General features: G+C 69.0%; 13 protein-coding genes. 2 read left to right on the top strand and 11 right to left on the bottom strand.

What is annotated here, in order from left to right; genetic code table 11:
* Positions 1-4 precede the first annotated feature (4 nt).
* The 8 genes from ACFPCV_RS12800 to ACFPCV_RS12765 form a co-directional block, all read right to left on the bottom strand.
* On the bottom strand, positions 5-1,102 hold the full coding sequence (locus ACFPCV_RS12800) for a ParA family protein (RefSeq protein WP_378056330.1): 1,098 nt from the start codon (positions 1,100-1,102) through the stop codon (positions 5-7).
* Positions 1,072-2,250: an ATP-binding protein gene (locus ACFPCV_RS12795; protein WP_378056329.1), complete on the bottom strand. Its 1,179-nt coding sequence runs from the start codon at positions 2,248-2,250 to the stop codon at positions 1,072-1,074. Before ACFPCV_RS12795 ends, ACFPCV_RS12800 begins: the two co-directional genes overlap by 31 nt.
* A gap of 387 nt (positions 2,251-2,637) precedes the next feature.
* Entirely contained in the window at positions 2,638-4,071 is a 1,434-nt protein-coding gene (locus ACFPCV_RS12790) for an MBOAT family O-acyltransferase (protein WP_378056328.1), read from the bottom strand.
* A gap of 42 nt (positions 4,072-4,113) precedes the next feature.
* Complete coding sequence (gene rlmB, locus ACFPCV_RS12785) at positions 4,114-5,076, bottom strand: 23S rRNA (guanosine(2251)-2'-O)-methyltransferase RlmB (protein WP_378056327.1); 963 nt, start codon at positions 5,074-5,076, stop codon at positions 4,114-4,116.
* Between the two features lie 4 nt (positions 5,077-5,080).
* Complete coding sequence (gene cysS / locus ACFPCV_RS12780) at positions 5,081-6,463, bottom strand: cysteine--tRNA ligase (protein WP_378056326.1); 1,383 nt, start codon at positions 6,461-6,463, stop codon at positions 5,081-5,083.
* Between the two features lie 45 nt (positions 6,464-6,508).
* Positions 6,509-6,976 (bottom strand): 2-C-methyl-D-erythritol 2,4-cyclodiphosphate synthase, encoded by a 468-nt coding sequence (gene ispF / locus ACFPCV_RS12775; protein ID WP_378056325.1) that lies wholly within the window; start codon positions 6,974-6,976, stop codon positions 6,509-6,511.
* Complete coding sequence (gene ispD, locus ACFPCV_RS12770; protein WP_378056323.1) at positions 6,973-7,653, bottom strand: 2-C-methyl-D-erythritol 4-phosphate cytidylyltransferase; 681 nt, start codon at positions 7,651-7,653, stop codon at positions 6,973-6,975. Before ispD ends, ispF begins: the two co-directional genes overlap by 4 nt.
* Positions 7,654-7,693: 40 nt before the next feature.
* A complete protein-coding gene (locus ACFPCV_RS12765; protein WP_075129788.1) occupies positions 7,694-8,185 on the bottom strand; it encodes a CarD family transcriptional regulator in 492 nt (163 codons plus the stop codon).
* Positions 8,186-8,474: 289 nt separating this feature from the next.
* On the opposite strand from ACFPCV_RS12765, the gene ACFPCV_RS12760 reads away from it, so the two are divergent.
* Positions 8,475-9,191 carry a hypothetical protein gene (locus ACFPCV_RS12760; protein WP_378056322.1) on the top strand — a complete coding sequence of 239 codons (717 nt, stop codon included), beginning with the start codon at positions 8,475-8,477 and terminating at the stop codon, positions 9,189-9,191.
* A gap of 45 nt (positions 9,192-9,236) precedes the next feature.
* On the top strand, positions 9,237-10,622 hold the full coding sequence (radA, locus tag ACFPCV_RS12755; RefSeq protein WP_378056321.1) for a DNA repair protein RadA: 1,386 nt from the start codon (positions 9,237-9,239) through the stop codon (positions 10,620-10,622).
* Positions 10,623-10,647: 25 nt separating this feature from the next.
* Here the strand turns inward: radA and ACFPCV_RS12750 are convergent, their stop codons facing one another.
* The 3 genes from ACFPCV_RS12750 to otsB all read right to left on the bottom strand — a co-directional run bounded on the left by ACFPCV_RS12750 (position 10,648) and on the right by otsB (position 14,944).
* Complete coding sequence (locus ACFPCV_RS12750; RefSeq protein WP_378056320.1) at positions 10,648-11,739, bottom strand: CU044_5270 family protein; 1,092 nt, start codon at positions 11,737-11,739, stop codon at positions 10,648-10,650.
* Positions 11,732-12,352: an RNA polymerase sigma factor gene (locus tag ACFPCV_RS12745; protein WP_378056319.1), complete on the bottom strand. Its 621-nt coding sequence runs from the start codon at positions 12,350-12,352 to the stop codon at positions 11,732-11,734. Before ACFPCV_RS12745 ends, ACFPCV_RS12750 begins: the two co-directional genes overlap by 8 nt.
* Before the next feature lie 63 nt (positions 12,353-12,415).
* The gene (gene otsB, locus ACFPCV_RS12740) at positions 12,416-14,944 is read right to left on the bottom strand and encodes a trehalose-phosphatase (RefSeq protein ID WP_378056318.1); all 2,529 of its coding nucleotides are present in this window, start codon (positions 14,942-14,944) and stop codon (positions 12,416-12,418) included.
* Positions 14,945-15,171 lie beyond the last annotated feature (227 nt).

Below are 15,171 nucleotides of genomic sequence, written 5' to 3'. Positions count from 1 at the left end.
GCCCTCACTGGATCGACAAGTGAGGAAACCGGCGATTGTCAAGTCGATTCAACCTGTCAGCAATCTTCTCGGCGAGAACCTTGAAGTCAGTGTAGCAACGCTGCACATAAGCCTGTGTGCTTCCGATCGCTCCATCGGCAGAACGCAAGTCGAACATAGGTTTCCGAGCGTCATGTGCCAGCGGCATCAAACTCTGGTAGTTCTTGAGCGTAGATATTTCATACTGATCTCCAGGAAAGGTCTGATTCTCTCGCCCTAGAACAGCCGTCTCGAAGACGCTCGGTATACGTTCGAGCCATCGACGATAGGCCTTGACCGGGCGGTCCAGGCGCATGGTGGGTTGCATAATCACATAGCCGAGGGGCGTCATCCTCCCCTCTGGGGCCAAAATTTCCAGGGGCACTTTCGGCAGAACTGTGTCTTGCCACGTAGATCGCCACTCGCGCAATGTTGGCCCCAGATTTCGGAGTCCTCGAAGTGAGAACAAATCGGCGGCGAGGGGCATTAGAACCGCATCCGCGGCGAGCAAGGCGGCTCGATTTATCGCACCAAGGTTGGGTCCGACGTCTATGAGAACCAAGTCAGCCCGAGTGTCTTTGGCAGCCTGATCTATGATGCGGAAGAAGGCTGTCGTGGTGCGTATCGCGGCCAGGTCCTTCCCCGGAAAGCTGCGCGGCCAAGCATCGGAGAGTTTCTCCTCGAAAGCGCTGAGTTCCAGGTCACCGGACAGCAGGGACAGTCCTTCTGTGATCCGAATAGGCGTAAAGTGCTCGATATCTCCGGTGCCATCCATAATCGGCTGGACCGACTGGGCAACTGTGCCGGCCCCTGGTGACACCCGAGAAGGAGAAACAGACAACTTCTGTTGTCGCTCCTTCCAGGCGGGTGACTCGACCTCGTTCCACAGGGCTGCCAGATCGTCTTCGGACAAGAAGGCGGCGGTGAGATTGGACTGCGGGTCGAGATCCACCGCGAGGACGTTGAGGCCAAGTCTTTGAAACATGTGGGCAAGGTGATATGTGAGTGTTGTTTTACCCACACCACCTTTATTGTTGAACAACGCAAGTGAAATCAAGACGCCCTCCGGATCGAAACCATCCATGACGACTCATCGACAAGGAATTCAGCGAGAGGGTTACCATTGCGTTTGAGGGCCGCTTGAATCCGGCCGATGCCGCGTCCAAACCGGTTTACGAAACCCAGTTCTTTCATGGCTCCAGCGAGTGACGGGTTTCTGTAGTCGTTTATTCGATCGAAGTTGTCAGCGCGCACTGACCCGTAAGGGCCACCTGGGTTGGTTATTTCGATCCGATCATCGAACCAGGCGATCCGGATCGGCGCGTTCGAAGACTCATAATTTCTATGAATGACAGCATTCAGGCAAGCTTCGCGTAGTGCTTCAATCGGGTACTCAGGGCGATCCTTCTCCGCAAAGGCGCTGGTTGCTTGAATTGAGGTGTGCAGGTGTCCCAGTAGCATTGACTGCAGTCGATCTACGGAATCGAGTATATTACCTCGTAGCTCCTGTGCATCGATTACTGGAGCATCTACATCGAGTCCGGAGTAGCGAATAAACTGAAGATACGCGCCCGGAATGAATCCGCTTGGATTGAGTCCGACCAGGAGTAATCCCATATTTGTCGGCGTTCGTTCCGCATCGGTTATCCGGATAGATGCGAGCTGCATTTCTACTGGACGACCGTTCTCCTCCAGTACCTCGGGTGAAACGAATGCTGGTAACACGTCGCTTCTGAAGCGCAGCATATCAATATCTTCGATGCTTGTGTCAAATGCCGGTCGAGAATCGAACGGACTATCGCGATATCTGCGTCGCTCAGACAATACGCGCTCATCGTCGCGTGTTGCGCGCCGAGTTGTGGGGCCTGGCCGGACCCATACAACTCCGTCAAGTCGCACTGGCGGTGTGCTCGATGCCTCGACGTGTATGTGAATAACATGCTTGCCTCGAAAGACCGCCTTACTGACGACCATGGAGGGCCGATCAATAATCTTGCCGCTGTCGCGAATATCTGACAGAGCCAGCTGCGTTCTATCTGAGGTGTCAACGTCGTCCAGAGCGATTCCCTTATCGGTTACGCCCACCAACAAGTCGCCGCCACCTAGGTTAGGCAGATCATTGGCAAAAGCGCAGATGGCTTGACGGATCGCCTTGGTGTCCTTCGCAGACTCCTTGAACTCAAGGCCAGGCGTCTCCTCTGTGCCCAGGGTGGCGACAAGGTCATCACTCATGGGCACATACTGACAGATGGAGACTGGCTTGGCGGACCGCCAAGCGCCACCTTTTGTCGCTGATCGATCACGTAACGTCATCTTGCCTTGGCTTCAGTGGTGTGGATGTCATTCGTAGCTCGACTTGTGGCCAGTCACATTCGCGCCGACCGACTCCTGCGGGTCTCCGGTTGGTACTGCAGAACCACTCTTGACGTCGACACCCTGTCGCTGCGTGATGGCCTGTACGGGAGAACGGGGGAGTGCAGGCAGCTCGGACCAAGATCAGGCCGTCTCCAGGCCGTCAGAGGTCGGGGAGCGGCGAGAGTCGACGAGAAACGTCGAGCAGTGTTCACGCAGGTCAGCGGCATGATCGAGCGCAGCTGCGAGGACGACTCGGCCCGGGCGTCAGAACTGGTAGTAGAGGAATGGGCTGAAGGTGCCGGTGGCGACCAGGATGGCGGCGTACAGGAGGCCGACGGTCATCACGGTGACGCGGAGGATGGTGGCGGGTTTGCTGCGTGAGGACTCCAGTAGTGGGCCCGTCACCGGGTGGGCGGGCAGGAACACGATCGCCATGGCGCACAGCAGGATCACCAGGCGCTGGTTGGTGAACGCCTCGCCGACCAGTTCGGTCAGGCCCGTGAAGTCGGGCAGCAGCATGTGGCCGATCATCGTCAGGGCCTGGGGCAGGTCGGTGGCGCGGAAGAAGACCCAGCCCACGACCACCAGGGCGATGGTCAGCGTGCGGCGGGCCAGCCTGCGGGCCCGGGCGGTGGGGGTGCTGTCGGTGTGGAAGCCGCGTTCGATGATCAGCAGGGCGCCGTGGTACAGGCCCCATACCAGGTAGGTCCAGTTCGCGCCGTGCCAGAAGCCGGTCAGTACGAACACGATGAACAGGTTGCGGTACGTCTTGGCCGCGCCGTGGCGGTTGCCGCCCAGCGGGATGTAGACGTAGTCGCGGAACCAGCGGGACAGTGACATGTGCCAGCGGCGCCAGAACTCCGTCACCGTCACCGACGAGTACGGGCGGGCGAAGTTCTCCGGGAGGCGGAAGCCCAGCATCCTGCCCAGGCCGATCGCCATGTCCGAGTAGCCGGAGAAGTCGAAGTACAGCTGCAACGTGTAGGTGATGGCGCCCAGCCACGCGATCGCGAACGTCATCTCGTCGCCCGGGGTGGAAAAACACGCCTCCACCAGTGGGCTCAGTGAGTCCGCGATGATGACTTTCTTGCACAGCCCCAGCGCGAACCTGGGGAAGCCCGCCGCGATGTCGTCCAGGCGGTGGGTGCGTTCCTGCGGGAGCTGGTCGGCGATCTCGCGGTACCGGACGATCGGGCCGGCCACCAGCTGCGGGAACATCGAGATGTAGGTGACGAACGCGACCGGTCTGCGCAGCGCCGGGCGTTCGCCCCGGTAGATGTCCACGACGTAGGAGATGTTGTGGAACGTGTAGAAGGAGATGCCGATCGGCAGCACCAGGTGCGTGATCGGGAAGTCGCCGCCGAACAGCTGCGCGAACCCGTCGAGCTGCTCGGTGAGGAAGCCTGCGTACTTCCACACCACCAGTGACGCCACGTTGAACGTGATCGCCGAGATCAGCACGACCCGTTTGCGTCGCGCGGCCAGTGCCCACTCGTCCGGCTCCAGGTTCTGGCCCGCGACGAAGTTCACGACCATCGTCAGCAGCAACAACAGGGTGGTCGGGCCCGCGCCGACGGCGTAGAAGACCAGCGAGAAGACGGCGACGATGCCGTTGCGCCAGTGTCTCGGCGCGAGCAGGAGCGCGCCGAGCACCAGCGGCAGGAAGATCCACAGGAACAACGGGCTGGCGAACGACACGCCTCGACCTCCCCCGAACCCGAACGAACCGCCGCGAGGGCGCTACGTGCGGCCCGCCGCCCGTCGTCGCCGGGACACCTCCGCCAGCACCACACCCGCCGCCACCGACGCGTTCAGCGACTCCACGCCTGCCGACATCGGGATGGACACCGTCTCGTCGCACGCCTCGCGGACCAGCCGCGAAAGCCCCCTGCCCTCCGAGCCGACCACCACGACCAGCGGGGACGTCGCCAGCGACAGCTCGTCCACCGAGATCGTCCCGTCGGCGTCCAGGCCCACCACCATCAGGCCCTCCGCCGCGTACTGGCGCAGCGTCCGCGTCAGGTTCGTCGCCACCGCGACCGGGATCTTCGCCGCCGTGCCCGCCGACGTCCGCCACGCCACGGCCGTGATGCCCGCGCTGCGGCGCTGGGGGAGCAGCACCCCGTCGGCACCGAACGCGGCCGCCGAACGGATCACCGCACCCAGGTTGCGTGGGTCCGTGACCCCGTCCAGCGCCACCAGCAGCGCAGGCTCCACCGACTCCCTCGCCACTTCCAGCAGCTCGTCGGGGTGGGCGTACTCGAACGGCGGCATCTGCAGCGACAGGCCCTGGTGCAGCGCGCCGCCCGTGAGCCGGTCCAGCTCCGGCTTGCTGACCTCCAGCACCGAGATCCCCCGGTCCGCGGCCAGCCGCACCGCCTCGGTCACCCGCTCGTCGGCGTCGACACCGATCTGCACGTACAGCGCAGTCGTCGGCACCATCGCGCGCAGGCACTCGACCACCGGGTTGCGGCCCGCGACCAGCTCGGCCGTCGGCTTGTCCTTCGCGGCCGCGCGGCGCTGCTGTGCCTTCTGCTGCGCGACGGCCTTCCGCTGCGCGGGGTGGCCGGGCCGCTTGGTCGCGCGCGGCGTCGGGCCCTTGCCCTCCAGGCCCTTCGACTTCTGGCCGCCGGAACCGGCGACCGCGCCCTTCTTCGTCCCAGGTTTGCGCATGGCGCCCTTGCGCCTCGAGTTCCCCGCCACCGGTTCAGCCGTCCTTCAAAGTCCACTGTGGACCGTCGGGGGTGTCCTCGACGGTGATGCCCGCGGCCAGCAGGCGGTCGCGCACCGAGTCGGCGGTCGCGAAGTCCCTGGCGGCGCGGGCCTGCTGCCGCTGGTCGAGCAGCTCGCCGACGAGCGCGGCCAGCGCACCGCCCGCCCTGTCGTCCACTGTGGACGACGTCAAGGCGAGCGGGTCGAGACCCAGCACGGCCAGCTGCCCGCGCACGGTCGCGGCGGCCGCCAGCGCGCCCTGCTCGTCGCCGCCGTCCAGCGCGGTGAAGCCCCGCCGCACGGTGTTGTGCACCACCGCGACCGCGGCGGGCGTGCCGAGGTCGTCGTCCATGGCGGCGGCGAACTCGGCGCCCGGCTCACCGAGCGGCACCGCGCCGACCCGGCCGCCGACCCGCTGCACGAACGACTCGACCCGCTGGTAGGCGCGCACCGACTCCTCGAGCGCCGCCTCGGAGAACTCGATCGTGGACCGGTAGTGCGGCGCGACCAGGTGGTAGCGCAGCTCCTGCGGCCGGTACCTCTCGGTCAGCGCCGGGATCGACACGACGTTGCCGAGCGACTTCGACATCTTCTCGCCCGCCATGCCGACGATCCCGTTGTGCATCCAGAACCGCGCGAACACGTCGCCCGCGGCACGGGACTGCGCCAGCTCGTTCTCGTGGTGCGGGAACACGAGGTCGTGCCCGCCGCCGTGCACGTCGAACTCCGCGCCGAGGTAGGTCAGCGCCATCGCCGAGCACTCCAGGTGCCAGCCGGGACGGCCGGGACCCCACGGCGTCGGCCACGACGGCTCATCCGGCCGCGCGCCCTTCCACAGCGTGAAGTCCCGCGGGTCCCGCTTGCCCTCGGCCGCGGACTCGCCCTGCTGCACCTCGTCGGGCCTCTGCCCGGACAGCCGGCCGTACTCGGGGTAGGAGCGCACGTCGAAGTACACGTCGCCCGCCGCCGCGTACGCGTGCCCCGAGTCGATGAGCCGCCGCATCAGCTCGACCATCTGCGTGACGTGCCCGGTCGCCCGCGGCGCGATCGACGCCGGCAGGCAGCCCAGCGTGTCGTACGCGGCCTCGAACTGGCGCTCGAACGTCGCCGACCACTCCCACCACGGCCGCTCGTGCTCGGCGGCCCTGCGCAGGATCTTGTCGTCGATGTCGGTGACGTTGCGCACCAGCGTGACGTCCAGGCCCTGGTGGGTGAGCCACCGGCGCAGCACGTCGTAGTTCAGGGCGCCCCGCATGTGGCCGATGTGCGGTGGTCCCTGCGGTGTCGGCCCGCACACGTAGATCGACGCCGTTCCGCTGCGCACGGGATGGAACTCCCGCACACTCCGGCTCGCGGTGTCGAACAGGTGGAGGCTCACGGCACAGCTCAGCTTTCGTGGAAGGGACCCGACCAGGGGTACAGGTTAGTCGCGGGCGATCAGGCAGGCGGTGGCAACTGCCGCAATGCCCTCGCCTCGGCCCGTCAGCCCGAGGCCGTCGGTCGTGGTGCCCGACACCGCGACCTCGCCGCCCGCGGCCTTCGACAGCACCTCCTGCGCCTCCGCGCGGCGCTTGCTGATCTTGGGGGCGTTGCCGATGACCTGCACGACCGCGTTCCCGAGCAGGTAACCGGCTGCCTCGACCCGCGTGCGGACCTCGGTGAGCAGGTCGACGCCGTGCGCACCGGACCACCTCGGGTCGCCGGTGCCGAACACCGCGCCGAGGTCGCCGAGCCCGGCAGCGGACAGGAGCGCGTCGCACAGGGCGTGCGCGGCCACGTCACCGTCGGAGTGCCCCGCGCAGCCGTCGACGCCGTCCCACCGCAGGCCCGCGATCCAGCACTCGCGGCCGGGGGCGACGGGGTGCACGTCGGTGCCGATGCCGACTCTCATCGCGCGAACACCGCCGCCGCGACCGCGAGGTCGAACGGCGTCGTGATCTTCATCGCGGCCACGTCGCCGGGCACCGTGTGCACCGGCACGCCGATCCGCTCGACGAGCCCGGCGTCGTCGGTCGCCGAGAGCACGGTGCTGTCCGCGGCCTCGTAGGCGCGGCGCAGCACGTCGATCGCGAAGCCCTGCGGTGTCTGCACCGCGCGCAGGTCGGCGCGGCTCGGGGTGTCGACCACCACGCCGTCGGTGTCGACGCGTTTGACGGTGTCCGTGACCGGCAGCACCGGGACCACGGCCTGCGCGCCGGCGGCGACGGCCTCGGTGACGGATCGCACAAGGGCGGGCGGGGTGAAGGCTCTGGCGGCGTCGTGCACGAGCACGATCCCCGCGTCCGGCACGTGTTCGATGGCCGCCAGCAACGCGAGGTGCACGGACGCGGTACGGTCCACGCCGCCGGGGACGACGGAGACCGGCCCGAAGGCGGAAAGAGCGGCGGTCATCTCCGCCTGGTGAGCCACCGGGGCCGCGACGACGACATGCCGCACGCAGCCCGCTGCGAGCAGGCCACGCACGGCATGTGCGACCAAAGGCAAGCCATGTAGGGAAACCATGGCCTTGGGTCCGGCTGAACCGAGGCGTTCTCCCCGCCCCGCAGCGGGGACGAGCGCGACTGTCACAGTGGACTCGTTATCTCGTTGTGTGCTGCTGTTCAGACGATCAGACCGAGGCCGTGGCGAGGACCTCGTCGAGGATGACCTCGGCCTTGCCCTCGTCGGTGCCCTCGGCCAATGCCAGCTCGCTGACCAGGATCTGCCGTGCCTTGGCCAACATGCGCTTCTCACCGGCGGACAAGCCGCGATCCTTCTCGCGCCGCCAGAGGTCGCGCACCACTTCGGCCACCTTGTTCACGTCGCCGGAGGCGAGCTTCTCGAGGTTGGCCTTGTACCTCCTGGACCAGTTGGTCGGCTCCTCTGTGTGAGGAGCACGCAGGACATCGAAGACCCGGTTGAGACCCTCCTGGCCGACGACGTCCCGGACACCCACGATCTCGGCGTTGTCCGCGGGGACGCGTACGGTGAGGTCACCCTGCGCGACCTTGAGCACGAGGTACTTCTTTTCCTCGCCCTTGATCACACGGGTCTCGATGGCTTCGATGAGTGCGGCACCGTGGTGCGGGTAGACGACGGTCTCTCCGACCTTGAAAACCATGTGTCCTCTGCCCCTTTCGCTGACTCCATCTTAACACGAGCCGCGCTGGACCCGTAACGGACCCGGAATCGGTTACCGCAGGTCAGCGGCCACGTGCGGGCCGGCTCCGGGGTTGACAAATCTCACTGGACCGTGCTCGGCGGAAGATGTCGAACAATGATCGCCGGCGATTTTCCCGTTGTCCGAATTGGACGGTGCGAACACGCGGGCCCGACCACTCCGACGTGGTCGCGACCGGTCCCGCTACCCTTCCGCGTGAGGTAGGCAAGCCCGAGGAAGGACCCGCGCGATGGTGAGCCGTCAGACCACCCGACCGCTGCGCAAGCTCGTGCCCGCGGTGGCGATCGGTGTCAGTGCGCTGCTCGGAATCGTCGGCTGCAGTGCGGGTCAGGTCGCCCAGACCGCCGAGATGCCGCCCGCGGTGAACGGCAACAGCGGCCAGCTCGGCTCGCTCGCGCTGCGCGACGTCCAGGTCGTCTTCCCGGAGAGCGGCGAGGCCTACGAGGAGGGCGACGACGCGCCGCTCCAGCTGACGATCATCAACTCCGGCAACGATGGCGACGAGCTGATCGGTGTGACCAGCCCGGCGGGCGAGGTCGAGATGACCGGCAACCCGGCCATCCCGGCGCGCACCGCGCTGGCGGTCGTGCCGCCGGAGGAGAACGAGTCGGCCACCACGACCACCACAACCACCACGACCGAGTCGTCGCCGTCCTCGGAGACCGCCGGTTCCGAGGCACCCGGCACCGAGACCGGGTCCGAGACGTCCGGTTCCGGGACGTCCTCGGTGACCACGACCGGGTCGCCCGCCGACACCGAGGCCGTCGCGCCGGTGGTCGGGACCATGAGCCTGGTGATCACCGGGCTGACCGCTGGCCTGCCGTTCGGCAAGAACGTGCCGGTGACGTTCGAGTTCGCGAACGCGGGCTCGATCACCATCCTGCTGCCCGTCGGCGCGCCGTCCACCCCGCGGCCCGAGGCAGAGGGCATCGAAGAAGAGCACTGAGCCACTCGCTCGGTCTTTGTCGGTGGTGCCCTCTAGGTTGGCCGCGTGGCGAAGAACGTGCGATCGAAACCCGGCTGGCGCTGTGCGGAGTGCGGCAACGAGTCGGCCAAGTGGTACGGCCGTTGTCCCGAGTGCCAGGCCTGGGGCACCCTGGAGGAGGTCGGGGTCCCCAAGGCCGCGCTGGCCAAGATCGTGGCCGGTGCGCCAAGCGCCCCCGCGCGGCCGATCGGCGAGGTGGACGTCGAGGCGGCCAGGGCCAGGCAGACCGGCGTGCCGGAACTGGACCGCGTGCTCGGCGGCGGGCTGGTGCCGGGCGCGGTGGTGCTGCTGGCCGGTGAGCCGGGGGTGGGCAAGTCCACACTCCTGCTGGAGGTCGCGTTCCGCTGGGCCGCGCGCGACGGGGCGTCCTCGCCCGCGCTGTACGTGACCGGTGAGGAGTCGGCTGGGCAGGTGCGGCTGCGGGCCGAGCGCACCGGCAACGTGCACGACGCCATGTACCTGGCGGCCGAGAGCGACGTCTCGGCGATCCTCGCGCACGTGGACCAGGTGGATCCCGGGCTGCTGGTGGTCGACTCGGTGCAGACGCTGTCCACGACCGCCGTCGAGGGCACGGCGGGCGGGGTGACCCAGGTCCGCACCGTGACCGCCGCGCTGGTGGCGCTGGCGAAGGAACGTGGGCTGCCGGTGGTGCTGGTCGGGCACGTCACCAAGGACGGCTCGATCGCCGGGCCCCGCGTGCTGGAACACCTGGTGGACGTGGTCCTGCACTTCGAGGGCGACCGGCACTCGACGCTGCGGCTGGTGCGCGGCGTGAAGAACCGGTTCGGGCCCGCCGACGAGGTCGGCTGTTTCGAGCTGGTCGACGACGGGATCCGCGGGGTCGCCGACCCGTCCGGACTGTTCCTGAACAAGCGCGAGACGGGGGTGCCGGGGACGGCCGTCACCGTTGCCGTCGAGGGGAAACGGCCACTGGTGGGCGAGGTCCAGGCGCTCGTGTCGCGGTCGGCGCTGCCCACGCCGCGGCGTGCGGTGTCGGGCCTGGACTCGGCGCGGGTGGCGATGGCGCTGGCGGTGCTGGAGCGGCGCGGCGGGATCCGCCTGTCGGACCAGGACGTGTTCGTCGCGACCGTGGGCGGGATGCGGATCAAGGAGCCGGCCGCCGACCTGGCGCTGACGCTGGCGGTCGCCTCGGCGGCCAACGGGCGGCCGTTGCCGCCGGACCTCGTGGTGCTGGGGGAGGTCGGGCTCGCCGGGGAGGTGCGGCGCGTGCACGGGGTCAAGTCACGACTGGCCGAGGCGGCCCGGCTGGGGTTCGTGAAGGCGTTGATCCCGCCGGACTGTGAGGTGCCGGACGGGGTCCGGGCCCGGGTCTGCCCCGATCTCGGGACCGCACTGGACATCATGGAGGCGGTCTCCCAGGGGAAGTCCTGAGACACCCGCCTTTCATGGCACGAAGTCAGCTCTGTGGACGGACGCCCATGGCAGGCACAACCGCGGTGGTGACCGACGTGTAGCTGGTGACCGTGCCCGCCGGGACGTTGTCGTAGCCCTCCTCCGTCACCTGGCGTTCGCCGATGAACTGGCCGGTTTCCCGGTCGACGATGATGTCGTGGCGGCTGCCGTCCGCGCTGATGCCGTACGCCGTGCCCGCGACGCCGTCGAGGTTCGCGACCTGTTCGGTGATCTCCAGCGTCGGCACCTTCGCCAGTGCCCGGTACAGCGCCGCCCGCAGGTCGGCAGGGACCCGGCCGGTGCGGAGCACGTCCGCGACGTACACCACCATCTCCAGGTCCGGGTCCCTGCCCCGGCCCGCGGTGTCGGCGCGCAGGCGGTCGTGCAGCGTGTCGGCGTCGCGGGGCAGCGCGGCCAGGAACTCGGCGTTCGGCACCTGCCAGCTGCCCTCCGCCGCACACGGTTCGCGGCCTTCGGCCACCGCGAACCAGTCGCCGCACGGGGCGCGCCACTCGCCTTCCGGCCAGCCCGACTCGTCGACCGGGAAGCCCGCGGCCCTGGCCTCCGCCTCGGTGCCCGACACCCACTTGCGGGCGCCGGTGACGTCGCGGCGCCACAGCCAGTCCTGCTTCTCGTCGGCGGGCACCCACGTCTCGAGGAGGTTCTCCGCCAGGTACGCGTACTCGTCCACGCTCGCCATCCACCACGCGTGGGTGGCGATGTAGCGGTACTGGCCGGGGGCGACCGGCTCGTCGACCGCGCTGATCTTCCCGGCCGCCGAGTTCAGCTGGTCGGCGGCCGCGTTCGGGATGGTGTCGCCCAACTGCACGGTCTGCACCACCAGGACGCTCGCCACCATCGCCGCGACCGTGCCTGCCGACGCGACCCACCACGCCCAGCGGCGGCGCCTGCCCGGCCGCCCGGGCTCGGGGGCCCGCACCGGTTCGCGGCCGCCCGCCGTCACCATCAGCTCGGCCTTCGTGCGGTGGAAAGCCCGGTCGTCGGCGTCCTCCTCGGGGCGGAGGGCCGCCAGCGCCCGGTCGAGTTCGTCCTCCGACCACATGTCGCGAACGTTGTCGTGGTCGTTCTCAGGCATTGCCGTCCTCCTCCCGTGTCTCCCCGGACGGCACCGTCCTCGGTGCGTTGGCCCGCAGCCATTTCCGGACCCGGTGCAGCCGGGACCGCACCGTGCCGACGGGTATGCCGAGCGCGTCGGCCACCTCGGTCGAGTCGAGTCCCGCCCACGAGGTGAGGAGCAGCACGTCGCGGTCGCCCTCCGACAGCTGCGCCAGCGCGCCCGCCAGGCGGGTGGCCATGGCGGCGGCGTCCAGGCGGTCGGCCACCCTGGACTCGTGGCTCGCCTCCTGGCCGGGTGCGTGCCCGGCCGAGCGTGCGGTCGCCTGCAGCGCACGCACCTCCTGGCGGACCTGCCTGCGCAGCAGGTTCGTGGCGATGCCGTACAGCCAGGACCGCACCGCGCCCCGTCTGGGGTCATAGCTGTGCCGCTGGTTCAGCGCGACGAGAAACGTCTCGCTGACCAGGTCGTGCGCGGTCTCCTGGCCGACGCGGCGCGCGAGGTAGCGGTGCAGCGGGCGGGCGTAGGCGTCGAAGAGCCTGCCGAACAGCGACGCGTCGACCTCCGGTCCGCCGAGGTACGGGCGGTCCTTGTCGGCGGGCAGTGGCTCGTCGGCCTGCTCGCGGCGGGTCATCGTCCTCACATCACATGTTGCCCGATGACCCGCCGGACGTTCAGCGCCGATCGTCCGCTTCGCTCATTCGGACAGCAGCTGCGCGCACCTGATCAGGCCGAGGTGCGAGTACGCCTGCGGGTGGTTGCCAAGCGAGCGCTCCGCGATCGGGTCGTACTCCTCGGGCAGCAGGCCGGTCGGGCCCGCGGCGTCGACGATCTGCGCGAACAGGTCCTCCGCCTCGGTGCGCCGCCCGGTCAGCAGGTACGCCTCGATCATCCACGCGGCGCACAGGTGGAAGCCGCCCTCGTCGCCGGGCAGGCCGTCGTCGCGGTGGTAGCGGTACACCGTGGAACCGCTGCGCAGCTCCGCCTCGATGGCCGTCACCGTCGCGTGGAACCGCTCGTCGGACGGGTCGAGCAGGCCGACCATGCCGATCAGGAGGGTCGCCGCGTCGAGGTCGGTGCCGTCGTAGGCGGTGGTGAAGGAGCGGACCTCGGCGTTCCAGCCCTTGGTCAGCACGTCGTTCGCGATCTCGTCCCGCAGGCCCGGCCACGTCGGGTCGACCTCCCGGCCGTACCGCTCCGCGAGCTGCACGGCCCGGTCGATCGTCAGCCAGCACATGACCTTCGAGTACACGTGGTGGCGCGGCCGGTGCCGCTCCTCCCAGATGCCGTGGTCCGGCTCGTGCCAGCGGCGGGCCACGGCCTCGGCCATCGCGCCGACCATGCGCCAGTCGTCGTCGGTGAGCTTGCCCCGCACCTCGGACAGCGCCGCGACCAGGTCCACGACCGGGCCGAACACGTCCAGCTGCACCTGCTGGTTCGCGAGGTTGCCGACGCGCACCGGCCGCGAACCCGCGTAGCCGGGCAGCGTGTCGATCACGGCCTCGGCGGGCAGCGTGGTCCCGGCGATCGTGTACAGCGGGTGCAGCAGCTCCGGGCCGGGCAGCGTGCCGAGCACGCCGTGCAGCCAGCTGAGGAAGTTCTCCGCCTCCGCCGTCGAGCCAACCGAGACCAGGGCCTTGGCGGTCATGGCGCCGTCGCGGAGCCAGCAGTAGCGGTAGTCCCAGTTGCGGATGCCGCCGATCTCCTCCGGCAGCGACGTGGTCGCCGCGGCCATGATCGCGCCGGTCTCGCTGTGGCACAGGCCACGCAGGGTAAGCGCGGACCTGGCCACCAGGTCCTTCTCGACGGGCGGCAGCGTCAGCCCGTCCAGCCACTCGGACCAGTACGCGGCAGCGCGCGCGGCCCGCTCCTGCTCCGGCACCCGGTGCGGGTCGAGGTCGTTGGTGCCGCAGCGCAGCTCGAGCACGATCGGCGCGTCGGCCGTCGGCGTGACGACCGCGCGGGCCGTGTCGTGCATCCCGTCGGAGGTGATCTCCCACGTGATGCCCGGCGCGCGCAGCGAAACCGGGTCGGAGGTGCCGAGCACCCGCAGGCCGTCGGCCGACGGGATCAGCCGCACCTGCACCTGCGCGAACTCCGGCCGCGGCGCGAACTCGACCACGGCGGCCGCGGTGCCGGAGACGACGCGCACCAGGTCGGTGCGGTGCGCGTCGACGTAGTGGTCGAGGTAGTCGGTGACCAGCAGGCCCGACCAGCGGGTCTCGACGGTCATCGTGCCCGGCAGGTAACGCTGGCCGAGCGGCAGGCCGCCGCGCTCCGGATTGATCGAGAAGTTGCCCGCGTTCGGGCCGCCGAGCAGGTCGGCGAACACCGCGGCCGAGTCCGGCTCCGGGTGGCACAGCCAGGTCAGGCGCGCGTCCGGGGTGACCAGCGCGACCGACCGCTCGCTCGCGAGCATGGTCAGCCGCTCGATCGGCGGGGCCTGCTCGCCGTACAGCCAGTTGCGGCGCTCCTCGAGCAGGAACGCGAGCACCATGCCGACCTGCACCGGGTCGCCGATGCGGAACCCGGCGAGGGTGTCGCCGTCGCCGACCTTGACGCCCAGGTCCGGCCCGGACAGGCGGGCGAACGCCTTCTCGTCGGTCACGTCGTCGCCGACGAACACCGCGGCGGTCGCACCGACCTGGTGGCGCAGCGTGTCGAGCGCGCCGCCCTTGTCGGTCTGCACGACGGCCAGCTCGATGACCGCCTTGCCCTCGGTGACCTGCACGCCCTCCCAGGTGCACGGGCCCTGACGGATCGCCTCGTTGACGCGCTCGGCGACGGCGGTCTCGGCGCGGCGGGTGTGCACGGCGATGCTGGCGGGTTTGATCTCCAGCTGGACCCCGGCGGTCTCGTCGGTGATCCGCTCCAGCTCGGTCTCCAGGCGGCGGTGCAGCGTCTTCGCCTGGTCGTCGAGCGCGTGCACGAACCCGATGTCGAACTCCGACCCGTGGCTGCCGACGAGGTGCACCTCGGCCGGCAGGCGGGACAGCGTCGCGAGGTCGCGCAGCGCGCGCCCCGAGATCACGGCGGTGGTGGTCTCGTGCAGCCCGGCGAGTGAGCGCAGCGCCCCGACCGACTCGGTCATGGGACGGGCTTCGTCCGGGTTCTCCACGATCGGCGCGAGCGTCCCGTCGTAGTCGCAGGCCACCAGGAGACGCGGGGTGCGCGCGATCTGCACGATGGCCCTGCGCAGCTCGGCAGGCAGAGCTTCAGCGGTCATGGTCACGGTCGTCTTCGACTCTCTGGCGAGGGGGTGGTGTGCGGCTGTGCGTGCGCTGTCGCGTCAGGGTGGCACACGGCGGCAGAGCCGAACTGTATCGCCCGGCGATCCAGCCGATCCCCTCGTGTCCTGAGGTTGCCCTTCCCGCTGGATGAGCCCCTTCGTGGTGGGCTTGCGCCACCGTCGGGGCTCCGCGCCCAAAGGCGCGTTGACGGCGTGGTAATGCC

Source organism: Actinophytocola glycyrrhizae, assembly GCF_042653545.1.
In the GTDB taxonomy this organism is placed as follows: Bacteria; Actinomycetota; Actinomycetes; order Mycobacteriales; family Pseudonocardiaceae; genus Actinophytocola; species Actinophytocola glycyrrhizae.
The sequence above is the reverse complement of the archived record's forward strand: the minus strand, read 5'-3'. Positions and strand labels throughout refer to the sequence as shown.

Bases quoted from the DNA above. Each gene is read 5' to 3' on its own strand.
- ACFPCV_RS12800 (WP_378056330.1), bottom strand. From the start codon at position 1,102: ATGGATGGTTTCGATCCGGAGGGCGTCTTGATTTCACTTGCGTTGTTC.
- ACFPCV_RS12795 (WP_378056329.1), bottom strand. From the start codon at position 2,250: ATGAGTGATGACCTTGTCGCCACCCTGGGCACAGAGGAGACGCCTGGC.
- ispF (WP_378056325.1), bottom strand. From the start codon at position 6,976: ATGAGAGTCGGCATCGGCACCGACGTGCACCCCGTCGCCCCCGGCCGC.
- ACFPCV_RS12765 (WP_075129788.1), bottom strand. From the start codon at position 8,185: ATGGTTTTCAAGGTCGGAGAGACCGTCGTCTACCCGCACCACGGTGCC.
- ACFPCV_RS12760 (WP_378056322.1), top strand. From the start codon at position 8,475: ATGGTGAGCCGTCAGACCACCCGACCGCTGCGCAAGCTCGTGCCCGCG.
- ACFPCV_RS12750 (WP_378056320.1), bottom strand. From the start codon at position 11,739: ATGCCTGAGAACGACCACGACAACGTTCGCGACATGTGGTCGGAGGAC.
- ACFPCV_RS12745 (WP_378056319.1), bottom strand. From the start codon at position 12,352: ATGACCCGCCGCGAGCAGGCCGACGAGCCACTGCCCGCCGACAAGGAC.
- otsB (WP_378056318.1), bottom strand. From the start codon at position 14,944: ATGACCGCTGAAGCTCTGCCTGCCGAGCTGCGCAGGGCCATCGTGCAG.